This is a genomic window from Maridesulfovibrio ferrireducens (assembly GCF_016342405.1).
GTDB classification, from domain to species: Bacteria; Desulfobacterota; Desulfovibrionia; order Desulfovibrionales; family Desulfovibrionaceae; genus Maridesulfovibrio; species Maridesulfovibrio ferrireducens_A.
Genome location: NZ_JAEINN010000005.1, coordinates 129,994 through 155,404 on the forward strand (window position 1 = coordinate 129,994; position 25,411 = coordinate 155,404).

Here is a 25,411-nt window from a genome sequence, read left to right on the forward strand (position 1 = left end):
GTATTGGGATGGACTTACGAAGACTGGAAGCTTTTTGTAAAGTTTACGAATTGAAAAGTTTTTCTAAAGCTGGACGAGAGCTTTATCTTTCGCAGCCTACTATCAGTGCGCATATTTCTACTCTTGAAGAAGAGTTAGGAGTGCAGCTCTTTGACAGACTCGGCAGATCTATTATGTCAACTCAGGCCGGAGAGGTGCTTTATCGAAACGCCAAAGATATTTATGAGCTAATCGGGAAAGCTCATTCTGAGATAAATTTACTTCGTGATAAAGTTGTAGGTGATTTAGATATCGGCGGGAGTACTATTCCTTCGCATTATCTACTGCCTGGAATTTTGTATGATTATTGTAAAAGATTTCCAGATGTACGAGTCCATATGTCGGTTGGTGATACTTCCGAAATTTTACAGAAGATCCGCTCCGGGGATTTGATTCTCGGCATTGTCGGAGCTACCAGCGATTCTCCAAACGTAGAGTTTATTCCTATCATGAGAGATGAGTTGGTAATTGTTGCGCCGCCGGTTCTCGTTAAAAATTATGAAGGTATCGTAGATATCCAGCAATTGGCAGAGTTACCGTGGGTGATGCGCGAAGGTGGATCTGGAACTCGTAAAGCTCTTGAACAGGGTCTTGCTGAGCTAGGTACCAATGTTCGCGACCTGAATGTAACTGTATGGGTTGAGTCCACTCAGGCTGTTGTACAATGTGTTAAAGCGGGACTTGGCATTAGTGTTACATCACGTTTAGCCGCTCAGTCTTTGATAGACTCAGGTGAATTGGTACATATTAGCGATCTTCCACTTAATCTTGAGCGCAGTTTTTATCTCGCGCATCTTAAAGGGAGAGAGTTTTTCCCTGCCGTTCGTTATTTCATTGAGCATGTTAAGAGCAAGTCTTTCGAGTTCAAATAGAACTTGGCCAATAAAAAAGAGCCGGAGTGTTGTTTAACATCTCCGGCTCTTTTAGTTTTTATTATATTTTAATAAACTTAAGTTCAGGAACTTGCGAAATTTGACCGCTTTTTTTCAAATACTCTGCAAAAACTTTAAGACCTTTAATTTCTTTTTCCTTCAAATTATAGACAAGTCCTTCAAAGTAAGACTTCATTTCATCAGGCGAAAGAATACTTTTTTCTGCTGTAATTTCTGACATGCGGTCAATATTAGACTGTCCCCATTCTTTCCCTTTTATTAAAGTGCGGACGGCCTCTTTTATTTCTTGTTTATCAGCTACATCTTTACGAACAAGCCAGACTCCGAAAATAAAGGGCAGTCCAGTCCATTCTCTCCAAGCTTCACCCAGATCCAATTTGTAAGGATAGTCTTCGTGATGGCGAAGGTTTAGAGCTTCATCACCGATTGCAAGGATAGCCTCGGGTCTTTCTCCTGCCTCAAGAAGTTCTGTCGCATTGCCTGTTTCATATTGAGGATTTACCGGAATATACTCAGTCAATAAAATTTCAAGCAGGGCTGCCGAGGTATGAGTCTGCGAACTAACTAGAATTTTACATCCTTTCATATCTGCAATTGGCTTGCGGCTGATTAGTAAAACCGATTGTACAGGCCCGCAACTTCCTATTGCGATGTCGGGAACAAGTTCATACTGTTCAGCGTGGCGTAAATATTCAATTGAAGATGTTGATGCAATATGAAGCAATCCTTCCGCCATCAACTTATTAAGTTGCGCAGGAGGTCCATAGAAAAAATTAAAATTATTTCTAATCAGCCCGGATTCAAGTGGATAATAGATTGGCAGTACATTTAAATATGAAATTCTGCCGACCTTAATTTCTTCAGACATTGCGACTCTCCATCAAAGTGTAATCCATGCGTCGCTGTTTGGGAACGAAACCTGCTTTTGTTATAAGATCAGCTATTTCATTTTCAGACAGTCTGAAACTTACTCCTGCTGCTTTGACAACATTTTCTTCAATCATAGTTGATCCAAAATCGTTGCCGCCATAATTCAATGCAAGCTGAGAAATTTTAGGCCCCATTGTGACCCACGATACCTGCACGTTGTCAAAGTTATCGAGCACAATTCTAGAGACAGCTAACAAGCGTAGATATTCAACGCTGGTCATTCTGCGGGCATTTGGAATATTTGTATTGTCGGGCTGGAAAGTCCAAGGAATAAAAGCTGTAAATCCTCTGGTGCGATCCTGCACTTCACGAAGGGCTAAAAGATGTTTTATCCTGTCAGAAGGTTGCTCCTCGTGTCCGAACATCATGGTCGCAGTGGTTCTGATTCCCATGTTATGGGCTGTTTCCATCACGTCAAGCCATTGTTCGGTTGTGCATTTGTTGGGTGCAATTTTGCTTCTCACTTCATCTACAAGTATTTCAGCTCCGCCGCCGGGGATGGAAGCAAGTCCAGCGTCAATGAGTCTCCTAAGTACTTCTTTTACAGAAATACCTTCAAGTTCACTGAAATAAACTATTTCAGGAGGTGAGAATGCATGTATATGGACCGGATAATTATCTTTTATAAACCGGAGCATGTCTTCGTAATAAGTAAGAGGCAGGTCCGGATTATGTCCCCCTTGCATGAGAATTTGTGTGCCGCCAAGATCAACAGTTTCCTGAAGTTTTTGTGCGAGCTCTTCTCTACTGATGACAAAACCGCCATCTTGACCGGGGGCCACGTAAAATGCGCAAAATTTGCAACCGCATGAGCAAATATTTGAGTAGTTTATATTTCTATCAACGACGTAGGTGACATTCAGGTCAGGATGTTTAGCCATTCTGATTTGATTCGCTAAGCTGGCTAAATCGAATAAGTCCGCTTTTTCAAGCAGCGTCATTGCTTCATCAAAATTTATGCGTTCACCCGCTGAAACTTTAGCTCCGATTTCGAGTACTTCAGCCGGACTTTGAGTAAGATTTGTCATATTAAATATCCTTTTAACTCAGGAAATTTCATTAAAAGCAGCATCGCGTTCAACCGGGGTAAAACCGCAACCGATAATCATTTCTTCTAATTCTTTTCTGCCCAGAACTTGCTCTGATGTTGCTCCGGCCATATGACCGATTTTTTCTTCGACAACTGTTCCGTCAAAATCATCAGCTCCATAATGAAGAGCAACCTGAGCCTGTTTAACAGTGAGCATCACCCAGTAGGCTTTTATGTGCGGAATGTTGTCCAGCATCAATCTGCTTATGGCGATTGTTTTCAGTTCGTCGATTCCGGTCAGCGGGTTGTCAATTTTCAGTTTGCTGTTTTCAGTAAGAAAAGGAAGCGGGATGAAACAGTTAAAACCGCCAGTGGCATCCTGTTGCTTGCGGAGTTGGTCGAGGTGATCGAGGCGGTTTTCTATTGTTTCGACATGTCCGAAAAGCATTGTGCAGTTAGTAGTGTATCCCAGAGAATGAGCTTCCCCATGAATTTTAAGCCAACTGTCACCGTCTATCTTTTTAGGACATATTTTGTTGCGTGTTTCAGGATCGAAAATTTCAGCGCCTCCACCGGGAAGCATTTCAACTCCGACAGCACGCAGTCTTTCAAGTGTTTCGATTGTAGAAATTCCGTCTATTTTTGCAAGATGGGCAATTTCCACTGCTGTGAAACATTTTAATGTTGCCTGCGGAAATTCTTTTTTAATCGCAGTAAAAGTATCTTCAAAAAATGAAAGAGGGATGTCGGGGTGGCAGCCTCCGACCACATGAATTTCACGCGGAGTAACTGGCGCGCTGCGTAGCTTTTCAAGGATATCTTCTTTAGATAGCTGGAATGATCCTTCCTCGCCGCGTTCACGGGCGTAAGCACAGAACTTACAGCCGTTAATACAAATGTTTGTATAGTTGATATGGCGATTGAGAACATAGAAAGTTTTGTTTCCATGCAGTCTGCGTCTGACTATTGATGCAAGAGCACCCAGTGCTGTCAAGTCCGCGCAATCATAAAGGGTGTGACCATCTTCTATAGAGAGTCTGTCACCAGCCAGAACTTTCTCCAGAATGGAGCCGAGTCCTACATTATCAAAATATTTTTTTGAAATCATAAGTTCACCTTTGTTGAACCGTAAATAAAAGTCGGTTCGAACCATGTCAATACTGGATTTTCAATCAATAAAAATATAAAACTCATTTCCATGAGTAAAATACTAGAAATGGGCTATTCACCATGCCCTAACGATACTTTTATATTTCACGCTCTCGCAAGCGGAGCGATCAATATTGAACCTTACAAATTAAACATTACTCTTGCGGATGTAGAGGAGTTGAATTCCCTGGCCCGTGCAGGGCGGATGGATATTTGTAAAGTTTCAGTTCATGCGGCCGCGCATATTTTGAATGACTATATTCTCCTACGCGCTGGCGGTGCCATGGGCAGAGGAGTCGGTCCGCTTCTACTGACTCAGGAACCTTGCACTATAGAGGCCCTTAATGGCAAGCGTATCGCAATACCCGGACGACATACGACTGCAAATTTATTGTTTAATCTGATGTGCCGCGAAGCCGGAATACAGGTTGAAACGGTTGAAAAGGTTTTCGATGAAATTATGCCCGCAATTGTTTCGGGTGAAGTTGACGGCGGAGTGGTTATTCACGAAGGGCGATTCACCTTTAAGGGGCTTGGTTTGTCAAAGGTAGCCGACCTCGGCAAGTGGTGGGAGGATTATTCTGGTCTTCCGATTCCACTTGGTTGTATCGCGATAAAAAGATCTCTCGGAAGCAAGGTCGCCTTCTTAATAAATTCCGCAATACGTAGAAGTTTGACGTTATCATACGTAGATCCGGACCAGTCGTGGTCTTATATCAAAGAGCATGCTCAGGAAATGGATGATGATGTGGTCAGTGAGCATATTGATACTTTCGTGACCGATTACAGCATGGATGTCGGAGAAGAAGGGGAGAAGGCTGTTTCTAGACTTCTCCATGAAGCTGCTCAAATGGATTCGATTGAACTTCCTGCCGGTCCTTTTTTTATTGAGGAAGAATAAATCTCATTATATTAGTTCTGATTTTTTGCGGCTACGATTGTCCTGACTGAGTATTACACCGCACATGACCAGTCCTGCGGCTATGAACTGCATGGTGTTTAATTTCTCGTCCAGTATTGTCCAGCCCATAATCAGAGTAAAAACCGGAATCAGATTAACGTATGCTGTAGTCTGATTCGCAGGTAATCGGCTCATTCCGTAGTTATACAATCCGTACGCACCGAGGGTGATACCAATTCCTAGATATATAATGGAAAAGGCTGCAGCGGGGTGAAATGTTGTCGGCATAACAGTTGTCGGAAGCGCTAAAAGGGGAAGATAAAAGATCGCCCCCATAAAAGCTTGGAACGCGGTGATAAAAAGAGCTGAATAATGGGCTGTCATTTTTTTTAAAATGGTCATGTAGCCGACTGCGCAACACATTGCTAAAAATTCTAAAAAATTACCTAGCATAGGGTCGGGGGATGCTTCTGTGGAACTGCCGTAGATAGAAAGCCAGATTCCTCCGATTACAGCCATCACGAAACCGATGAGAGTTTTTCTACTCAGCTTTTCGCCTAGAATAAATCTTGCAGACACAGCCATAAGCAGCGGAAGAGTTGCCACAATCATTCCGGCTTGTGAGGCGGAAGTGTATATCATGGCGTGGCTTTCGAAGACGAAGTACATACATGGCTCACAAAATGCCATGACGAGCAGCCATTTTAGATCACCTTTTTGAAATTTTTGTTTTCGAAAGGTTGGAATAAAAAATACAAAACATAGTGAAGCCAGAATCATTCTTCCAAAAATTACAATCATGGGATCGTAAACAGCTAAAGCTATTTTTAGAACGACAAAGGAACTGGCCCAGAGAAAAACAGCAATGACAAGGGCTACTACAGGTAGATATTTTGAATCAGAGACGGACATTTTATTTCTCGTAATGGCAATTATTTTACACGGTGTAAGTGAAAAATGAACATTGGGTTGATTTTAGGAAAAAGGGAGTATTTCGCAGATCCGTATTGCGTGGCTGATAGAATTGTGTTGCTCGGATAAATGGAATAGAGATTGTTATTTTGTTTGTCAATGGATTGATCTATGTATTCAGGCAGCAAATATTTCGGTTTAAAAAACAAGAAAACCCCGGAAGAATTTCTTCTTCCGGGGTTTTAGTAATTTTAAAGAAGATTCAGACTATTTGCACCATGCAAGCAGGTTGAACGGGGTATATTTGTTATCGGGATTTTCTGCGTAACGGCAGCCGAGGTTTGAGTCCTCGCGTTTGTTAATGATGTCTGAATCAGAACCTACAAAAAATGAACATTTGTTATTATTACAGACAACAATAACTCCCCATCCTGATTCAGGAGGAGCAATCCACGGGGAAAGAGGTTCGTTGCAATGAGGGCAAGTTCTTTCTTCTAATTCTACACCGCTATAAATATAGGTCATGGCCTGTCTCCTTGGTATATACAAAAACAGATTGATGATGTGAATTAATTCACAACAAGCATAAGATAATGATCGTTACGAGAACGTCAAGAGGCTGATTCAATTACTTCGCGTAAAGCCTTGAAAAGAGCTTTAGAAGATTTGGGAGGTTTTCCTGCCTCTATTTCTTTTTTAGCATTTCTGGCAAGTTGCGCGATTCTTTGTCTTTCGGCATGTGGATGAAGTTCCATAATTTCATCAAGCGTTGTCTGATCGCCTTCGAGCAGTTTTTCTCTCCACTTCTCAAGTTGATGAAACCTCATGTTCTTTTCACTGTTGCCGAATTCGAGGTCGTTCAGAAAATCGATTACGGGTTGCGTTTCAATTTCGCGCATCAGTTTGCCGAGATACTGAGTCTGACGTCTTTTTGCTTCGTGTGCTGTGATGGCTTTGGCAGTCAGGACTTCATCAATGAAGTATTTAGGGAGTTCCGATTTTTTTATTGCTTCAGAACCTACTTTCATCAACTGTTCGGCCAGTTTTTGTAACTTGGTCATATCCCTTTTTTTCTGGGAGCGACTAGGTCCTGAATATTCCTCTTCGTCATCGTATAAATCTTCTGTGTTATGCATAATTTTGTTGTTTTGTAGTTATGGATAATCATAATAAAATGATGTTTTAGAAAAAAGGCATCATCTACTTTTTTACGAAGAACCACAAGCTAAGAAATTTAGCTTCGATTAGTGATCCAAACCCCGGAAATAGTAAGAGTACCGCCAATTATCAGTGACATCCCAATTTGCTCGTCAAGAATAATAGCTCCAAGAAGGATAGCTGTGATCGGTACCAGATTGATGAAAATACCTGTTTTTGACGGACCTATTTTACCGATAGCTTCACAATACCAACTGAAAGCCAGACTTGTACCGAGAAAAGCAAGAAACAGGAGGCAGCCTAGGTCCAGTAATGACATGACCTTAACTTCAGCAATCAGGCCGTGTGAAAAAGCCGGAATCGAGAGCATCATGGCTCCGAATAAACATGACCAGTATACTGCGTTGAGCGGGGAAACTCTTTTCATTACGGGCTTTCCAGCCAAAGAATAAGCCGTCCAGCTGAAAACACAGCCGATAATACAGAGATCTCCGAAGCTGATTCCTTTAGTCAGAATCGCAAGAGGGTTTCCATCTCCGACAACGGTACTTACTCCGACAAGAGCAATTAGAAATCCGGCCGCTTTTGATAGAGTGAATTTCTCTTTAAATATGATGGCGGAGCCGATGGCTATTACTGTCGGGACAGCCGCAATAATCAGGGCGGCTCGCCCGGCTGTAACGGTTTGAAGTCCAGTAAAGAACATTATGTTGTATAGAGCGACTCCGGTTATACCCAGAAATATCAATGGAAGCACGTCTTCTTTGTTGCACTTTGGAGCTTTTCCGGTTGCTCTGCATACGAGTATGAACATAAAAAATGTTGCGAACAGGAAGCGAAGAAAAGCCGCCGAATAAGGAGTCATATCTCCGGCGAGAATTCTTCCGGCAATCCATGTTCCGCCCCAGAATATAACAGATCCGATCAGTTTGAGATAAAGAATGCTGGATGATGACATTTATTTTTAATGCTCTCTTTAAGGAGTTTAAGGGAGATAAGGTCTCTAGCTTTTTAGATTTAAAGATGAATTATTTTGTTGGATGAAATGTGTCAAGGAAATGTATATGTGATTTGTACGAAAATGCTGGAGTTCTTGGTAATACTGTTTTACGAATATTATGCTGTAAATACTTCTAATTGGCTTTCAAAAGTTCTAATGATTATCAAGATTAGGGTTTTTTTAGTGGATTATTGTGTATAGTGGTTATTGTGCATTCATAGTTTTTTACTCTTAAGATGAATGCTTAGTTGCTGATTTGTGTTCTTTACTTTATTGACGTTGAAATATCTTGGTCTGATTTATGTTCTTAAAAAACAGGGTTTAGCTAAATTTTAGTCTGCTTAGGGTGGTGTGTGGCGTCTTTTATCTTGACAAAACCTTTAAAATTGAATTTTATTCGTATAAATACATGAGTAAGAGAAAGATTGACGAAACTGACAGAAGAATTCTGACAATACTTCAGAATAGTGGAAGGATTTCTAATGCCGATATCGCAAGAAAAGTCGGAATGGCACCTTCTGCTGTACTTGAACGAGTGCGCAAGCTGGAAAGCAAGGGCATACTTGTCGGATATGAAGCCATTGTGGACCCTAAATCTGTAGGCAGATCGCTTACAGCTTTCATTTATGTTAACGCAAGTGAAGGGGTAGGGGCTACAAAGACCGGCGCAGAATTAGCCAATGTTCCTGGAGTATTGGAAGTTCATTATTGCGCAGGACGGGACAGCTATCTTATTAAGGTCCGGTGCGAAGATACTGACGGCCTGGCTATCATGCTTGGCATTATCGGGCGCATTGAAACCGTAAGAGATACTAATTCCACCATCGTTTTAAATACGATTAAGGAATCCCGTGCTATCCCCCTGGGCGAGGATATTGATGACGGTTTTTAGCAGGCCGGAGAAATCTTCTGCTGAAATTTTGTAGCATAGTATGAATTGGAGATGTGAACGCTCCAGTTCTTGAAAGCCGCGAAACTTCGGTATGATTTTTAATCAGTCTGCGAAAAGTTTTTCAAAGACTAACATTAAAAATCATGGAGAAGATTTATGAGTGTAGAAATATCTACCCTTGACCCTCAGGTTATTGAGCGCGGTAAAGTCTTTTTTAAATCCATTTCCGGAGAAGCTCCATCCGTTTTTAATAAAGGCTGGTGGACTGGTAAGGTTATGGACTGGGCTATGAAGAATGAAGACTTTAAAGTTCAGATGTTCCGTTTTGTCGATGTTCTGCCTTACCTGAACACCTCAGAATCTCTTTCAAGACATATTGAAGAGTATTTTGCCGCAGACGATAGTAACATCCCGGACGTTTTGAAATGGGGCGCTACTAAAACCGGATTCGGCGGCGGACTTGTTGCAAAGGTTTTGAACAAAACCATCCGTTCAAATATTGAAGGTATGGCTCGTCAGTTCATTATCGGACAGAAGGCTAAAGAGGCTGTGAAAGGAATTCGCAAGCTGCGTAAAGACGGCTTTGCTTTTGTTCTGGATCTGCTCGGCGAGGCTACCGTCAGTCAGGAAGAGGCTCAGGCTTATCTTGATGGTTATCTTGAAGTTCTTGATGCCCTTGAGGGTGAATATAAAAAATGGGACGCTCTTGATGCTCCCGGCGATCTGGACTGGGGAAGTGCTCCTAAAATTAACGTCGCTGTAAAACCTTCTGCCTTTTATTCACAGTCCAAGCCTGTTGACCTTGAAGGGACAGTGCAGGGAATGATAAAAAGCATCGAGCCTGTCTATCAGAAAGTAATGGGTATGAACGGGTTCATGTGCATAGATATGGAAGCTCTTAAATATAAAGAACCTACCATTGAAATGTATAAAAGGCTTAGAAAGAAGTACCCTGAATATCAGCATCTCGGAATAGTTTTTCAGGCTTACCTTAAGTGCGTTGACCATGATGTCAAAGACTTGATCGATTGGGCTCGGGAAGAAAATCTACCAATCTCTATCCGTCTGGTTAAAGGCGCTTACTGGGATTATGAAACAGTCATTGCCAAGCAGAATGATTGGGAAGTTCCGGTGTGGACTCATAAGCCGGAGTCCGACATGGCTTTTGAACGCGTTTCCAAAATGATTCTTGAAAATCATGACATCTGTCACTTCGCCTGTGCTTCTCATAATATCCGTTCCATTTCAGCTATAATGGAAATAGCCAGCACAATGAATGTTCCAGATGAAAGATATGAATTCCAGGTACTTTACGGAATGGCTGAGCCTGTTCGTAAAGGACTCAGAAATGTAGCTAAGCGCGTTCGTTTATATTGCCCTTATGGCGATCTGATTCCCGGAATGGCTTACCTTGTTCGCCGTTTACTTGAAAACACAGCTAACGAATCTTTTTTGAAACAGACCTTTGCTGATGAAGCAGACATAAGTGTTCTTCTCAAGAATCCTGAACTGACTCTTGAGAGTGAATTGGCTAATAAACCCGCTGCTAAACCAGACAAAAGAATTCGCTATAAAGGCGTTGACGGAGAACTTGAGCCTTTCTCTAATTTTCCCCCTTCAGATTTTACTGAAAAAGAACAGCGCGACGCATTTCCTGTTGCGATGAGTAAGATTCGTAAGGAATTCGGCAAGCAGTATCCTCTTTATATTAACGGGCAGGATGTTGTTACCGGAGACACTCTCGATTCTTACAACCCTGCGGACCCTTCCGAGATTATCGGAACAGTTTGTCAGGCCGGGGTTGTCGAGGTTGATAAGGCTGTTGGCGTAGCTAAAGAGGCTTATATTGATTGGCGCAACGTTGAACCGAGAGTGCGTGCTCAATATTTGTTGAAAGCTTCTGCGTATTGCAAGGAGAATATTAATGATCTGTGTGCCATGCAGATTCTTGAAGTCGGCAAGCAGTGGGATCAGGCTCAGGCGGATGTAGGCGAGGCTATCGATTTCATGGAATATTATGCCCGTGAAATGATCCGCCTCGGTGATCCGAAACGTATGGGTAATTCTCCCGGTGAATTCAGTCAGTATTTTTATCAGGGTAAAGGTGTTGCTGCTGTTATTGCTCCTTGGAATTTTCCTCTGGCAATCAGCGTAGGAATGGTTTCAGCCGCGATTGTCTGCGGTTGTCCGGTTGTCTATAAGCCTGCGGGAATTGCTTCAGCAGTAGGACACGGACTTGTTGATATGTTTAAGGCCGCAGGTCTGCCGGATGGTGTATTCAATTATATTCCCGGTCGCGGGTCAGTTATGGGTGATCATCTCGTAGATCATCCTGATATAGCTGTAATAGCTTTCACAGGTTCAATGGAAGTCGGGCTGAGAATTCAGGAGCGTGCTGCAAAAGTTCATCCCGGACAGGAACACTGCAAAAAAGTTATCGCTGAGATGGGCGGCAAGAATGCAATCATTATTGATGATGATGCTGATCTTGATGAAGCCGTGCTCGGAGTTCTTTATGCTTCTTTCGGATTTCAGGGGCAGAAATGTTCAGCTTGTTCCCGCGTAATTGTGCTTGATTCCATCTACGACAGATTTGTTCATCGTTTGAAGGAAGCCGCTGAATCCGTTAAGCTCGGACCAGCCGAAGATCCTTCAAATTATATGGGACCAGTTGTCGATAAGGCTGCCCAGAAGAATGTACTTAATTACGGTAAAATTGCTGAAGAGGAAGGAAAGGTTCTTGTTAAACTTGAAGCTCCCGCCGAATACACATCAAAGGGCGGATGCTATACTCCTCTTCTGATAGTAGAAGGAATAACCAAAAATCACCGCATTGCGCAGGAAGAAGTCTTCGGACCTGTACTTGCTGTTATGCGGGCAGCGAACTTCTCCGAGGCTATAGACATTGCTAACTCAACACGTTTTGCGCTGACCGGAGCAGTTTACTCCAGAAGTCCTAAGAATCTGGAATATGCCTCCAAAGAATTCAGAGTCGGTAACTTGTATCTTAACAAACCGAGCGTTGGTGCTCTTGTTGAAAGACACGCCTTCGGTGGATTTAAAATGTCAGGTGTCGGATCAAAATCCGGTGGACCTGACTACTTGTTACAGTTTATGGACCCACGGTTAGTTTGTGAAAATACTATGCGCCGCGGATTTGCTCCAATTTCTGAAGACGATGACTGGGTAGCATAGCTACTACTTGGTGATTTACGAATATTGAAAAGGGGACTGCTTTTGCAGTCCCCTTTTTTTGTGAGTGATGTGTAGGTAAGTCTTACAGGATATGATTCTTTAATTGTTACAATTATTTAGTTTTCCTATCAATGAGTGGAGAGATCCTGCAAGAGATTTAATGCTGTTAACAGTATGAATTGATTTATCAACGCTTTCTGATGTTTCAGAAGAGATAGTGTTGATTTCCATGGTTGCTACATTTATTTGTTCGCAGGCTGCGGACTGCTCTTCTGTTGCGGTTGCAATAGAACGAACCTGATCAGCAGAGTCATTAACGATATCCACGATAGTTTTGAGAGATTGCCCTGCATCTGTAGCAAGGTCTGAGCACTGTCGGACAGACTCTTCAGTTGCTTCCATTATAGAAATGCTCGAAGCTGTGCCGGTTTGGATGCGGGAAATTGCATTGCCGACTTCCTGTGTGGCAGTCATCGTCTTTTCAGCAAGTTTGCGCACTTCGTCTGCAACGACAGCAAAGCCTCGTCCCGCATCACCTGCACGGGCAGCTTCAATTGCGGCATTTAATGCCAGCAGGTTGGTCTGGTCGGCAATATCAGAAATAACTCCCATAATTTGACCTATTGATTCCGCTTGGTGGCTGTGTTCAGCAAGGGCATTTTTTAAAGAAGCTGTGTGTTCCTGAACTTTATCTGTGGAGGTTACAACCTGTTCTACAATTGTAAAACCTTCGTTTGCTTTTTGGGTTGCTTCCTCTGTTCCGCTTGATGCGCTTGCTGAACTGCCTGCAACTTCTAAGATTGTTGCGTTCATTTGCTCGATAGCTGTAGCTGTTTCATGGGTGCGGTCTTTTTGATTGTCGGCACCAGTTTTTATTTCACGGCTCTGTTCGGAGAGTTCTTCGGTTGCTGTATTCAGATCAACAGTAATAGTCTCAATTTCTCCTGAAATTATTGACATTTTATCAATTAGAGAGGTTGCGTATTCTTTTTCTTTATGTGCTTCCAGCATGGACTGCTCAGCTTTTTCGGCTTGTGCATTAGCTTCAACACTTTTTTGCTGAGCTTCTTTCATGCTCAGTTCGAGTTTCACAATCATTTGGGCCATGGTGAAACGAAGCGATTCCAGTTCTCCTGTAAGCTCCATTTCGCTACAGGCTTTATAGTAGCCTTCACTTACCTGCAGAGCGCATTTTTCAAGTGCATTCAGCGGATTAAGTATTGATTTTATAATAAGTGTTATTGCAATTAACAGTAAAAGAGTTGTCGCAATTTCAACACTTATTACAATAGTTGATATTAGATTTTGTTGGTTCTCAAGAAATGCGCCGGCCTCGGTTGTCAGTTTTTTAAGGATCGGCTCCATTTGGCGTGCTATTTGAATAAATTTAACGTCGTCTTTTTTTATTTTTATTGTAAGACGGGCATATTCATCCATGTTGCGTTGGTATTCATCGAGATGCAGTAATAGTTCTTGTTTTCTTTCTTCTGTAAAATATGATCCGTTTATCTTAGAAACCAGATCAGTCATAATCGATTTGAAGTTTTCGAGTTGTTCGACTTCTACCCACATCATGAAATTCTTTTCATAGCGGCGCAGCATGTTAATGGAGGCTTTAAATGAATTGCCTTCTTCAAGTAAGTCTTTTTCAACATTACGGATTGCATCACGCAGTTTACCTTGTACTCCATCTTTATGTGTCAATCCGAGGCTTATATAATCATCCGATATTTGAGAAAAGGCAGACATGTAGATTGAAGAGTGTTTTATTCCTTCAATAGAAATTTTTTGTAAATTAGGGTCATCAATTTTTTTTAGATATTGCACCATTTTTTCAGAATTTGATTTCATTCTATCAAGGTACAGAGTTTCTTTACGCATTAGGAAATTCTTTTCCTGTCTGCGAGTTTGCAACAAATAAATGTCTGCGTTAACAGCATTTTCCTCAATAGTCATAGCTTTGTTGATTAATTTTTCTCCAACATAATTAACTGTGAAGATAGTTACTAATCCTAAGATTGCTAATAAGCCTATGAGCCATAATTTTATTCTAATTGTCATCAATTGTTTCCTTTTGCTATGCAATTGGCGATTCAGATGTCCGGAGAATAAAATACAAGCTATTAAACTTCAACACTAATAATATAATAATGTTACTTGGAGTTAGGAAAAGTATATTGGATGGTCGGGTTTTAATTTACCTGTTAAATAAGCGGGGTAGATTCATAAAAAAAGGGGACTGCTTTTGCAGTCCCCTTTTGAGTTAGATGGGTAATGAATGTATTTATTTTTTACAATTGTTTAATTTTTCAATTAATGAATGAAGATCAGAGGCCAGCCTTGTGATGTCTTCAACTGCTTCAACAGATTGATCAACACTTGCTGATGTTTCAGTGGAGATGGTGTTGATTTCCATAGTAGCAACATTAATCTGTTCACATGCCGCCGATTGTTCCTCCGCAGCTGTTGCAATAGATTGAACCCGGTCAGATGAATCGGTTACAAGATCAACGATTGACTTAAGGGCTTCTCCTGCTTTGGTGGCCTGTTTAGCACAGACTGTTACAGCGTTTTCAGTTTGTGTCATTATGTTAAGGCTTGAGGTTGTACCTGTTTGAATACCGGTAATTGCTGTGCCGACTTCTTGAGTCGCAACCATGGTTTTTTCTGCAAGCTTGCGGACTTCGTCTGCAACAACCGCAAAACCACGTCCTGCATCACCCGCGCGAGCAGCTTCAATTGCGGCGTTTAAGGCAAGCAGGTTGGTCTGGTCTGCAATGTCGGAAATAACACTCATGATTTGACCGATAGCGTTAGCTCGTGTGCTTTGCTCGGCCAGTGCATTTTTCAAATCTTTCGTGCGCGCTTGTACTTCTTCGGTGGAGGACACAACTTCTTCTACTATTGCGGAACCTTCCTGTGCTTTATTTGAAGCTTCTATTGTTCCGGTGGAAGCATCGGATGAGTTGCGGGCCACTTCCAGAATGGTGGCGCTCATTTCGTCCACTGCTGTTGCTGTTTCCTGAGTTCTGTCTCTTTGGTTATCAGCTCCGTCTTTAATCCCTTTAGCCTGCATTGAAAGTTCTTCGGCAGCTGAGTTCAGGCTGACTGCGATAGTTGCGGCCTGATCTGAAATTATAGACATTGTATCAAGCAGAGATGTTGCATATTCTTTTTCCGAGTGTGCTTCTTTCATTGCTTTTTTAGCATTTTCAGCCTGATGATCAGCTTCAATGCTCTTTTGTTCAGCTGTGTCCATACTTTTCTTTAGCACTACAACCATCTGAGCGATGATATTGCGAAGTGTTTCAAGTTCACCCGTAAGCTTTATCTCTTCGCAGGCTTCATATTTTCCTTCGCTGACATCTCGGGCACATTTTTGTAGCAAGTCAAGCTGGGTGATAATTGATTTTATAATGAGAGCTATCGTAAAAAACAGTATGATTGCCGTTGCCAACTCTACTCCGATAATCGTGTATGATATCTGGCTTTGGCGAGCGTGAAGAAATTTTTCAGCTTCAAGAGTCAACTCTTCAAGAATCGGCTCCATTTCATGCACTGTTTTTCTGAATTCGTTTTCATTATTTTTGATTTTTAGAATTAAGTTCGCATAATTATTCATATCTTCCTGATAAGAATTCAAGTGGCTAATTAATGACTCGGTGATATTTGGTGAATAGTCAGCCTCTTTTATTTGAGAGATCAGAAGTGACATGTTGGATTTGAATTTGTCAATATATTTGGTGTCTTGCCGCATAATGAAATCTTTTTCGTTTCGACGTAATTTCAAAACCATGACTTCAAGAGAGCTGTCCTTTTCCAGAATTACTTTTTCAACAAGATTTATTGTGTCGCGTAGTTGTTTTTGTAATCCGTCATTTTCTGAAAGACCTAATCTTATGTGGTCCTCTGTTGTTTTTAAAAAACTGTCCACATATAATGAAGCATGATCCAATCCCTCAATAGCGATATTGTTAAGGTGGGATCCTTTTAGGGCTTCAAGATCCTTTAACATTGTTTTTGATTTTTCTTTAAATGTTGAAATGTATTTTAGATCTTTTCGCATTAGGAAATCTTTTTCTGTTCTGCGGCTTTGCAACATGCTTATTTCAGCTTGAAATGCGTATTCTTCAATGTTCATAGCATCTTTCATGAGACTAGAGCCAACTATATCTACTATAAAAATGGCAAATAAACCCATAATTGCAAGCAATCCGATCAACCATAGTTTTACTTTAACTGTCATTCTGTTCATTCTCTTTTTTTATGATTTAATTGTTTTGTTTAAAAGAAATTACCTAATCAATTTAGTAGCTCAATGTTACTGTAATATTAAGATGCTACTTATTTGTATTATTATTTTCTAGTTAATTAAAAAGGACTCACTCATTAAGGGAATAAGTCTATTTGTTGCTTCCCATTCACCTTTTCTCCTGCTAAATGTTTAGATTGATAATTAGAAAAATTAAATTACGAAGGGTATATGGGGTCAGATTTTATTAAACTTGAAAAATCAGGTAGCAATCTTAAGCTTTCAGGTAGGCTTGATGCTGAGGGTGCAGGGAAAGTCTGGGAACAGGCTCGCTCAGAAGTCTCTTCCGGCGTAAATTCTATTGATTGTTCTGATATTGAATATATGGATGGAGGCGGAGCTTCTCTTTTCATGATGATGGATGCTGCTTGCCGCGATAGAGGTGTATCTCTGGCTATCAATAGTCTGGATCCTGAATTTACTAAATTTCTTGAACTTTTTGATGTCGAAAAAGCTTCACCGCCTCCGGCTTCCAGGGCTAAAAGAGGCGGCGTATACGGCTGGATTTATTCTATAGGAGAATCTGGTCAAATAGTTGCGAAGGATATGAGGCAGCAGATCGAGTTTGCCGGTAATTGTGTTCTTGCTTTTTTAGATATAGTTACCGGTCGTCGCCGTTTACGCTGGCCGGATTTTTGGCTGACAGCTGAAAAAGTAGGATCTGATGGATTGCCGATTATTTTGCTGATCGGTTTTTTGATGGGACTGATTATGTCATTTCAATCAGCAGTCTCTCTTCGCCGTTTCGGCGGGGAAATTTTTGTCCCTAATATGCTCGGTTTAGTAATGTTCAGAGAGTTGGGACCTATGGTTACCGCCATTTTACTAGCCGGTAGAACCGGCTCTGCATTTGCTGCTGAAATCGGGACAATGAAGGTAAATGAAGAGCTGGATGCATTAAGCACAATGGGGCTTAATCCGGTAAGCTTTTTAGTTGTCCCGAGAGTCCTTGCTACAATTTTAGTTACACCGCTTCTCACTTTATTTTTTAATTTTATGAGTCTTGTGGGAGGAGCTTTGGTCATGCTGTCCATGGGCTATCCTCTTGCTACCTTTTGCGGCAGAGTTTTTCAAAATGTGCAGTGGATGGATTTTTCCGGTGGAATGATGAAAGCTTTTGTATTCAGCTTTCTTGTTGCGGGAATAGGGTGTCAACGCGGCCTTGTTACTAAGTCCGGAGCCAGTGCTGTCGGTGATTCCGCGACGAGTGCGGTGGTCAGCGGAATTGTTTTGATCGCTGTTTTTGATGGACTTTTTGCCGTAATATTCTTTATGGCGGGTATTTAAATTGAGCCAGCCAGTCAAAAATATAATAGAGGTAGAAAATCTTACCTGTGCATACGGTGAGTTAGTTATAGTAAAGGATATTTCATTCGGCGTTAAGAGTGGGGAAATATTCGTTATCCTCGGTGGATCTGGATGCGGTAAAAGTACAGTACTGAAGCATCTGATAGGCCTTTTTCCACCGGCACAGGGGAAGATCTTAATTGACGGTGACGATATCGGTTCCGCTCATGGAAGTGATAAGCTTGATATTTTACGCCGTATCGGGGTGATGTATCAAACGGGAGCTTTGTTCGGTTCTATGACATTGCTTGAAAATGTGCGGCTTCCTTTAGAAGAATTTACCTCCATGCCGCTTGATGCCATGAATTATGTTGCCAGAATGAAGCTGTCACTTGTGGGGCTTGAAGGTTCTGCGGAAAAGATGCCATCGGAATTATCCGGGGGAATGATTAAGCGAGGGGCAATTGCCCGCGCAATGGCGCTTGATCCTAAAATTTTATTTCTTGATGAACCGTCAGCTGGCCTTGACCCTATTACATCTGCAGAACTTGATGAATTGATACGCAGTCTTTCGCGCTCGCTGGGGGTTACTTTTGTAATTGTAACTCATGAGCTTCAATCAATATTTTCCATAGCGGATAGAATTATAATGCTTGATAAAGGTACAAAAGGCATCATTGCCGAAGGTGATCCCCGCAAGTTGCGGGATGAATCTGATATTCCGTTAGTCCGCAGTTTTTTTCACAGAGAATTGGCTGATAAGACAAGTAATGCAACACCGGTCGTGGAGACAATATGAGCCGTAAGACAAATCCCTTCAGACTGGGACTTTTTGTAATAATTGGAACTCTTTTGTTCGTAATTGCACTTGCAATTTTAGGCGCAGGACAAATATTTGAAAAAACAATTAAAATGGAAACCTATATTAATGAGTCAGTCAATGGACTTGAAGTAGGCTCTCCCATAAAATTTCGCGGTGTAAAGATCGGGTCAGTCAGTACTATCGGTTTTGTAACTGATGAATATGTAACAATAAATGAAAGTGAATTAAGATATGTTTATATCCTTGGGGAACTTGACAGTAAGATGTTTAATTCTCTCGAAGGGGAGGATATGATAGAATCTCTGAAAATAGAGGTTCAGCGCGGCCTTCGTGCCCGTCCGGTTTCACTTGGCCTGACCGGTCAGCTATTTCTTGAAATTGACTATGTTAATCCCCAAAGAAATCCGCCACTCCAGATAACCTGGGATCCTGAATATCTTTATGTTCCTTCAGCTCCATCCATGCTCAGCAGGGTTGAAGGTGCTGTTGCTTCGATCAGTGAGACTCTGGAGGATATTAATCAAGCTAAGATTGCCGAAGCTGTTGATGATGTCCGTGCGGTAGCGCAAACTGTAAATGGATTTTTAAAGAAATCCGATGCCGCAGAAATCAGCAAAAATCTTACTGGAACATTGGCTCAGGCAGAAAAATTTATTGCCCGTATAAATACTCTGCTGGCAGATCCTGAAGTTGATCACTTGGTGCCGGATGTTGCTTCTGCTGCACATAAATTAAAAATTATCATGGATTCTACTTCCGGAGATATAATCGGAGCATTGAAAGATATTCGCAAAGCATCAGCAAGTGCCAAAAATGTAACCGGTGACATGGAAGGTTATCTGGAAAGTCCTGAGGGAAAGAAGACCTTAAGCGATCTGTCAAAGACCCTGAACAATATAGGACAGGCGTCGGATAAAATTAAGGACGCTGCAACCAGATTTGAAGGAACTCTATCACGGGTTAATGTTATGGTTGCAGGACAACAGGGAAACATTGAAGCTATTTTAGACAATGTACGAAGACTGGTAGAAAATTTACGGGAACTTAGCAGTGAAGCCAAACAATATCCTTCCGGAGTTCTTTTCGGAGATCCTCCTAAGAAAGGGCTGGTTAAATAATGGAGTGGACTGTGAAAGATTATATTTCAAAAAAAGCGTTAATACTGTTTCTTGCAGCAAGTATTTTAATTGTTGCTGTTTCCGGATGTGTAAAGCTCGAACGACCTTCGCTGGATCGTAAATATTATACGTTGTCGGCAGTTCGAAGTGGGCAGGGCGTATTTACGAATGGTACAACAAAAAATTTAATTGTCCGTCGTATTAAAGTTTCATCCCGGTATGAAGATAGAGATTTAGTGTATCACGTTTCTGAAAATGTATATGAAGCGGATTATTATAATGCGTTCTTCGTACCTCCTGCATCGATGCTGACACAGGAGCTGAAAGTCTGGATGGCTGATTCCGGTATTTTTGCCAATGTACTGGGGCCGGAAAGTATGGGAACCGGCGAGTTTTTGCTGGAGGGTGTAGTTAATTCTATTTATGGTGATTTTAGCGGACCTTCACCGAAGGCTGTAATTAATATGCAATTTTTCATGCTTGATAATTCCAGCCCGGAGATGCCGATAATTTATTCGCGTAGTTTCAATAGGGACGTTGTTGCAAAATCAGCTACCGCATCAGCGCTTGTCGTGGCAATGAATGAAGGACTCACCGATATTTTTAGTGAGCTTGAGAAAGATATAGCTAAAGTCGTAAACGTTAAGAATTAGGAAGCAGGGGCGCTACCAGTCTCACATGAAAAGTAGACTCTGTTTTTACCTTTTATTTTAGCCTGATACATGTTGTCATCCGCTCGTTTAAGCATTTTATCAAGACATTCGCCTGGTTCATATTCAGCAACACCTATACTAATGGTTTTATGAACAGGTGCTCCTTCATTAGGGGTATACTGTTCTTCTGCCATTGCTACGCGTATTTTTTCGGCTGTAAGTATAGCCTGTTTGCATTCCGTTTCAGGTAAAAGAATAATAAACTCTTCTCCTCCGTATCTAAAGGCTCTGTCTGAGTCGCGGATGGATTGCCGGAGGAGCTTGCCTACACGCTCCAGGACTTCATCTCCTGCGGAATGTCCGTAGGTGTCATTGAAATGTTTAAAGTCGTCTACATCCATTAGCAGGGCGCATAATGGTTTGTTGTCGCGCTTGCAGCGGTCAAATTCTGCGTGTGCAACGTCTTGTAGGTGTCTGCGGTTGTAAAGTCCGGTCAACTGGTCTGTGATGCTTAGACTTTTGAATCTTTCTTCACTTTCCCGTAACTTGTTTTCCGCTTTTTTCCTTTCAGATATTTCTTTTTTGAGTTTTAAATTTTTATCATCAAGTTCATGAAGCAAGAGGTTAAGTTGTGCAGAGTTGTCTTCCTGCAGTTCTTTAACTTCCATGAGTTCTTCGATAAGTTCTTCTTTACGAAGTTCGCTTTCTTTTTCTTTGGTGATATCTTTAAATATACATATTGAACTTTTGCATGAATTACTGTCGTCAGTGATATTTTTGACAGACATATCTACCCAAATTTCGTCATGGTTTTTATGCACCATGGGGAAAATTAAGTTGGTACTATATTCAGAATTTGAAGAAATATTTTTTATGAAATTAGCTGTATCCAGATCAGAGGATAGCATAATCTGATGAATTGGACTTTTTAAGGATTCTTCTTGTGAAAATCCGGTAATATCATTGAAACTTTTATTAGTAAAAATTATATTGCCGTTCTCATCGAGAACAACAATAGCACACGCCGCGTGTGCAAAAAGTTCTTTAAATTGGGCCTGTTCGCATTCTGGACATTTCTTTAAAATTTTATGTTTGAGTGTTTCATGCTTTTCACGCATGAGTACTAGCTCAGACGAAATCGATTTTAAGTCTAATTCATTGTTCATGTCACCCCTCCTAATACCACCCTTCGTATTATTGAGAAGAAACTTACGCTTATTTTTTCACTAATCAAGCTTTTTCTGCCGCTTATAATATAATTAATTAGGGGTTTAGGGAAAAAGTAATATAATTAAAGTGGTTGGTATAACCTTGCACTTTTGTAATTTTTAGACAACTATGTCGACGCACTTTGCTGATAAAGCAAGGCAGTAAAATAGTTAAGGGAATACAATACAATGATTACAATGAAGCTTCTTCTTTCGCCGATTATATGTGCGTTGATCGGTTGGGTCACAAATTTTCTTGCTGTTAAAATGCTTTTTCATCCGTACAAACCGATTAAAATCGGTCCATTTGTTCTTCAGGGGATTTTTCCTAAAAGACAGAAAGAGCTGGCGGAAAGTCTCGGTAAAATGATCGAGCGGGAACTGATATCTCATACTGATATCAAAAACGTTATTCATGATCCTGCTTTTATTGAAAAACATAAAGGGGTTATTCTTGAATATCTTGATGTCTTTTTTAGAGAAAAGCTGACAACTCTTCACCCTATGGTCGGAATGTTTCTGAATGATGAGAATCTTAAGACTGTCAAAGTAATGCTTTCCAAAGAACTTGATGAGATGTTGCCTAAATTGATTGAAACAACGGCTTCTGAGCTTGAGTGTTCGCTTGATTTTAAATGTTTGGTTCAGGATAAAGTTGAATGTTTTTCCATGGAGCAGCTTGAAGCAATTCTTTTCGGCATAATGAAGAAAGAATTCAGGTTTATTGAAGTAATCGGTGGTGTACTTGGGTTCATTATAGGTCTTATTCAGGTTTTCATTTTTATTATATAAATAATTTCTATAAAGATTTGTTAAGCCCATCATTATGAATTATCATTAATGATGGGTTTTTTTTATTGGGGGCCGGGGGTAATTGCGAAATGTCCGCAGGAGGTTCTGGTGAAAAAAATTATTTCTGTAGTGCAAGTCATGCTGCTGCTTATGATGGCATCATGTGCTCAGCTTACAGGTCCTTACTACCTTGAACAGGAAAAATACGATCAAGGAATTGCTGCTCTAGGCGAACAACTGAAAGAGAACCCCGAGGATGCTTCTTCAGCATATTATGTCGGGCGGTATTATCTTGCTTTGGAAAAACAGAAACAAGCTCAGCCTTATCTGCAACGCGCAGTCAAACTTGATCCGGAAAATGCCAATTATCATTTTTGGTTGGGAGTAGATTACTGGGCGTTAAAAGATTTTAAAAAGGAACGTGTTGCTTACGGGCGTGCGCTCACTTTAGACCCAAAGCATATTTCAGCAAATCTTTATCTTGGGCACAGTTACCTTGATAAGGGGAAATGGGCTGAAGCTCTGGTTCAGTATGATAAAGTTATTAAATTGGATAAATATAATCCAGAAGCTTTATATAACCGGGCAGATGCTTTGAAACATTTAGGACGATCTTCTGAAGAAATTACGGCTTGGAAAAAATTTCTAGAATATTATCCTGATGGGATTTTGGCTATGCGTGCTACCGAAAATCTTAATTTGCACGGAGATTTTACCTACCGTAATTTTATTTTAGGTAAGCGTAATGTTACATTAAAAACAATGAAATTTAAGACTGAATCAGCTCGTCTTGATGTTGCCAGTAAAAAATCGCTGCATGTGCTTGCTGCGATGCTTGAATCAAATAAAAAACTTAGTTTTCATATAGTGGCTTATAAGAAAGGAGACGTTGCTTTGGCTAACAAGCGTGCCCAAAGTGTTCGTGATTATATTATGGGAGGCCACCCACGGTTAGACTCTAAAAGAATGGAGCTGAGTTGGTTCGGTTCTGCAGAGCGCATTAAACGGGGAGGCAAAACCTTCTCCATTGATGACTCCGTTCAATTTATTACCGATGTTCAATAGAACCAATAGGAAATTATTATGAAAAAATTATTTAAAGTACTCTTTGGCGGTTTTGCCGTGCTGACTCTTTGTGTTGTATTAGTAGCTCCTTCCGTTTTAGCTCAAGAGGTTACTGCAACGGATGAAGCAGGCATAACTGAAACAACGACTGACGATACGACAACGACTGACGATACCACGACGACTGACGATACTACTGCGACTGACGATACGACAACTACGGACGAGACGACGACGGATGAAGGAACTGAAGAAGTTTCGGCTCCTTCATTTTCAAGTCCTGCTCAGGCAGCAAAAGCTGAAGCTTTAGCCGAAGCCGCATCGTCCGCTGCTGCGGAAATAAGTGCTGAAGAAATTGCAGAAGCAGAAGCTGTCGTGGATACTGCCAAGTCAGCTGTTGATGAAGCTCAGGCTGCTGTTGATGAAGCTGCTGCATCAGGTGATGAAGATGCCTTGGCTGCCGCAGAGGCTGATTTTGCGACGGCGCAGGAAGCGCTTGAAGCCGCACAGGGTGCAGCTGATAATACCCTTGCCGGAGCTGCCTCCGTTGATGTTGAAACAATTTCTTCTATGCGTGCTTCTGGTATGGGATGGGGCGTAATTGCTCAGGAGCTGGGAGTTCATCCAAGTACTTTGGGTCTAGGGCTTCAAAAACAGACTCGTGAACGTGAAGCTCGTGCCACAGCAAAGTCCACTAAGAGTAATCGGGCCACCGGACGTAACACCAAAGAAGGTGTATCAAAGACCCCCGGAGTTTCCGGTGGTAAAGGTGATAAGTCTATCGGTTTGAGCCGAGCTTCGAGTACTGCGAAGAGTGGCGGCAAGGGGTCTAAGTCTTCTAACGACAGTTCAGTCTCAGGTGGCCGCGGTAATTCCGGTTCAAAAGGCTCAAGTGCTGGAAATACTGGAAACGTCGGTGGTGGAAACAGCGGTAAGAGCAGTGGAAAAGGAAATAGCGGAAATAATGGTAAGGGCGGCGGAAACAGCGGTGGTAAAAAGTAACTGACCACTGTTTTTCTGTTCGTTAATAAGATAGTAAAAAAAGCGTCTCTGAAGTAATCTTCAGAGACGCTTTTTCTGTTGTGAAACATACCGTAAGAGGTAATGGAGATGCTTAATGGAATGGGGTGAAGTAATCAGGGTAACTCTTTTTCTCGGGACGGGGATAGGTCTTGCATTATGGGAGAAAGCCGTCCCTCGCCGTAATGGTTTGCCTGATCGGGGTTGGAGGTGGAGTAGTAATCTGGGGATGGTGGTAATTTCAGCTATCCTTGTCCGGTTTATATTTCCTGTCCTGCCTGTTGCTTTGGCTTTTATTGTCCTTAAAAATGGCTGGGGCTTGATTCCTTTAGTGGGATTGCCATTCTGGGGGGAGGGTGTACTAGGCTTTGTTCTTTTGGATTTGGCAATTTACTTTCAACATCGGGCTTTTCATTTCTGGCGCCCTTTGTGGTTATTGCATCGTATGCATCATGCCGATACATTTTATGATTTTACAACGGGAGTTCGCTTTCATCCTTTAGAATTTATTTTGTCCATGACCTTTAAACTTATTTTGGTTGTCGTGTTCGGTATCCAGCCGTTAGCAGTGCTTTGTTTTGAAGTGGTTTTGAACTGTCTGGCTATGTTTAATCATGGCAATATCCGGCTTCCGCAGAGAGTGGACGAGGTTATGCGTTTATTGGTTGTTACGCCGGATATGCACCGGGTGCATCATTCTACAGATATGCGCGAGATGAATCAAAATTTCGGTTTTAATTTACCATGGTGGGACAGGCTTTTCGCAACTTACAAAGCTCAGCCGGATTTGGGACACGAAAAGATGGTTATCGGGCTTAATATTTTTAGAGATAAAAAATATCGTTCACTACACCTGATGCTGGCGATGCCGTTTATTAAAGCAGGAGCCACGAAGCTAAAAGTAGAAAAGCCAGAGAAAGTAGAAAAGTTAGAGTAGGAAAGATAAATTAAGAAATTAGAGCAGGGCGAGTAGAACAGATATATAAAGTAGTTATAAGTAGATTAGTAATAAAAAAGCGTCCCAGGATTAAAAT

The 25,411-nt window shown here is 41.4% G+C and carries 22 protein-coding genes; 12 read left to right on the top strand and 10 right to left on the bottom strand.

Annotated elements, in window-relative coordinates:
* Positions 1–8 precede the first annotated feature (8 nt).
* Positions 9–911: a selenium metabolism-associated LysR family transcriptional regulator gene (locus tag JEY82_RS07380; RefSeq protein WP_304084356.1), complete on the top strand. Its 903-nt coding sequence runs from the start codon at positions 9–11 to the stop codon at positions 909–911.
* A gap of 61 nt (positions 912–972) precedes the next feature.
* Here JEY82_RS07380 and JEY82_RS07385 read toward each other — a convergent pair whose 3' ends face one another.
* The 3 genes from JEY82_RS07385 to mqnE are packed head-to-tail and all read right to left on the bottom strand — an operon-like array spanning position 973 to position 4,000.
* Positions 973–1,800 carry a menaquinone biosynthetic enzyme MqnA/MqnD family protein gene (locus JEY82_RS07385; protein WP_304084359.1) on the bottom strand — a complete coding sequence of 276 codons (828 nt, stop codon included), beginning with the start codon at positions 1,798–1,800 and terminating at the stop codon, positions 973–975.
* Entirely contained in the window at positions 1,793–2,890 is a 1,098-nt protein-coding gene (gene mqnC, locus JEY82_RS07390; RefSeq protein WP_304084362.1) for a cyclic dehypoxanthinyl futalosine synthase, read from the bottom strand. Before mqnC ends, JEY82_RS07385 begins: the two co-directional genes overlap by 8 nt.
* 18 nt (positions 2,891–2,908) lie before the next feature.
* The gene (mqnE, locus tag JEY82_RS07395; protein ID WP_304084365.1) at positions 2,909–4,000 is read right to left on the bottom strand and encodes an aminofutalosine synthase MqnE; all 1,092 of its coding nucleotides are present in this window, start codon (positions 3,998–4,000) and stop codon (positions 2,909–2,911) included.
* A gap of 90 nt (positions 4,001–4,090) precedes the next feature.
* Between mqnE and JEY82_RS07400 the strand changes: the two genes are divergently transcribed.
* Positions 4,091–4,942 (top strand): 1,4-dihydroxy-6-naphthoate synthase, encoded by an 852-nt coding sequence (locus tag JEY82_RS07400; protein WP_304084367.1) that lies wholly within the window; start codon positions 4,091–4,093, stop codon positions 4,940–4,942.
* 6 nt (positions 4,943–4,948) lie between these two features.
* Here the strand turns inward: JEY82_RS07400 and JEY82_RS07405 are convergent, their stop codons facing one another.
* The 4 genes from JEY82_RS07405 to JEY82_RS07420 form a co-directional block, all read right to left on the bottom strand.
* Complete coding sequence (locus JEY82_RS07405) at positions 4,949–5,854, bottom strand: DMT family transporter (RefSeq protein WP_304084370.1); 906 nt, start codon at positions 5,852–5,854, stop codon at positions 4,949–4,951.
* A 267-nt stretch (positions 5,855–6,121) separates the two neighbouring features.
* Positions 6,122–6,379 (bottom strand): hypothetical protein, encoded by a 258-nt coding sequence (locus JEY82_RS07410; protein ID WP_304084373.1) that lies wholly within the window; start codon positions 6,377–6,379, stop codon positions 6,122–6,124.
* Positions 6,380–6,465: 86 nt separating this feature from the next.
* Entirely contained in the window at positions 6,466–6,990 is a 525-nt protein-coding gene (gene yjgA / locus JEY82_RS07415; RefSeq protein WP_304084375.1) for a ribosome biogenesis factor YjgA, read from the bottom strand.
* Between the two features lie 98 nt (positions 6,991–7,088).
* Positions 7,089–7,970 carry a DMT family transporter gene (locus tag JEY82_RS07420; RefSeq protein ID WP_304084379.1) on the bottom strand — a complete coding sequence of 294 codons (882 nt, stop codon included), beginning with the start codon at positions 7,968–7,970 and terminating at the stop codon, positions 7,089–7,091.
* A 451-nt stretch (positions 7,971–8,421) separates the two neighbouring features.
* Here JEY82_RS07420 and JEY82_RS07425 point away from each other — a divergent pair, with 451 nt between their 5' ends.
* Positions 8,422–8,904 (top strand): Lrp/AsnC family transcriptional regulator, encoded by a 483-nt coding sequence (locus JEY82_RS07425; RefSeq protein ID WP_304084382.1) that lies wholly within the window; start codon positions 8,422–8,424, stop codon positions 8,902–8,904.
* Between the two features lie 156 nt (positions 8,905–9,060).
* Positions 9,061–12,099 (top strand): proline dehydrogenase family protein, encoded by a 3,039-nt coding sequence (locus JEY82_RS07430; protein WP_304084384.1) that lies wholly within the window; start codon positions 9,061–9,063, stop codon positions 12,097–12,099.
* 99 nt (positions 12,100–12,198) lie between these two features.
* Here JEY82_RS07430 and JEY82_RS07435 read toward each other — a convergent pair whose 3' ends face one another.
* Complete coding sequence (locus JEY82_RS07435; protein WP_304084386.1) at positions 12,199–14,160, bottom strand: methyl-accepting chemotaxis protein; 1,962 nt, start codon at positions 14,158–14,160, stop codon at positions 12,199–12,201.
* A gap of 223 nt (positions 14,161–14,383) precedes the next feature.
* A complete protein-coding gene (locus tag JEY82_RS07440; RefSeq protein WP_304084389.1) occupies positions 14,384–16,345 on the bottom strand; it encodes a methyl-accepting chemotaxis protein in 1,962 nt (653 codons plus the stop codon).
* Positions 16,346–16,582: 237 nt separating this feature from the next.
* On the opposite strand from JEY82_RS07440, the gene JEY82_RS07445 reads away from it, so the two are divergent.
* Genes JEY82_RS07445 through JEY82_RS07460 form a run of 4 tightly spaced genes read left to right on the top strand, consistent with a single transcriptional unit; the run spans position 16,583 to position 20,292 of the window.
* Complete coding sequence (locus JEY82_RS07445; protein ID WP_304084391.1) at positions 16,583–17,698, top strand: MlaE family lipid ABC transporter permease subunit; 1,116 nt, start codon at positions 16,583–16,585, stop codon at positions 17,696–17,698.
* Position 17,699: 1 nt separating this feature from the next.
* On the top strand, positions 17,700–18,497 hold the full coding sequence (locus JEY82_RS07450; RefSeq protein ID WP_304084395.1) for an ABC transporter ATP-binding protein: 798 nt from the start codon (positions 17,700–17,702) through the stop codon (positions 18,495–18,497).
* Positions 18,494–19,639: an MlaD family protein gene (locus JEY82_RS07455; protein WP_304084398.1), complete on the top strand. Its 1,146-nt coding sequence runs from the start codon at positions 18,494–18,496 to the stop codon at positions 19,637–19,639. The genes JEY82_RS07450 and JEY82_RS07455 overlap by 4 nt, the downstream gene beginning before the upstream one ends.
* 11 nt (positions 19,640–19,650) lie before the next feature.
* On the top strand, positions 19,651–20,292 hold the full coding sequence (locus JEY82_RS07460) for an ABC-type transport auxiliary lipoprotein family protein (protein WP_304084401.1): 642 nt from the start codon (positions 19,651–19,653) through the stop codon (positions 20,290–20,292).
* On the opposite strand, the gene JEY82_RS07465 is transcribed toward JEY82_RS07460, so the two are convergent.
* Positions 20,289–21,458: a diguanylate cyclase gene (locus JEY82_RS07465; protein WP_304084402.1), complete on the bottom strand. Its 1,170-nt coding sequence runs from the start codon at positions 21,456–21,458 to the stop codon at positions 20,289–20,291. The genes JEY82_RS07460 and JEY82_RS07465 overlap by 4 nt on opposite strands.
* Before the next feature lie 231 nt (positions 21,459–21,689).
* Between JEY82_RS07465 and JEY82_RS07470 the strand changes: the two genes are divergently transcribed.
* The 4 genes from JEY82_RS07470 (at position 21,690) to JEY82_RS07485 (ending at position 25,314) form a co-directional block, all read left to right on the top strand.
* Positions 21,690–22,292 carry a DUF445 domain-containing protein gene (locus tag JEY82_RS07470; RefSeq protein WP_304084405.1) on the top strand — a complete coding sequence of 201 codons (603 nt, stop codon included), beginning with the start codon at positions 21,690–21,692 and terminating at the stop codon, positions 22,290–22,292.
* A gap of 108 nt (positions 22,293–22,400) precedes the next feature.
* Positions 22,401–23,357: a tetratricopeptide repeat protein gene (locus JEY82_RS07475; protein WP_304084408.1), complete on the top strand. Its 957-nt coding sequence runs from the start codon at positions 22,401–22,403 to the stop codon at positions 23,355–23,357.
* A gap of 18 nt (positions 23,358–23,375) precedes the next feature.
* A complete protein-coding gene (locus JEY82_RS07480) occupies positions 23,376–24,359 on the top strand; it encodes a hypothetical protein (protein WP_304084411.1) in 984 nt (327 codons plus the stop codon).
* Between the two features lie 115 nt (positions 24,360–24,474).
* Complete coding sequence (locus JEY82_RS07485) at positions 24,475–25,314, top strand: sterol desaturase family protein (protein WP_304084414.1); 840 nt, start codon at positions 24,475–24,477, stop codon at positions 25,312–25,314.
* Positions 25,315–25,411 lie beyond the last annotated feature (97 nt).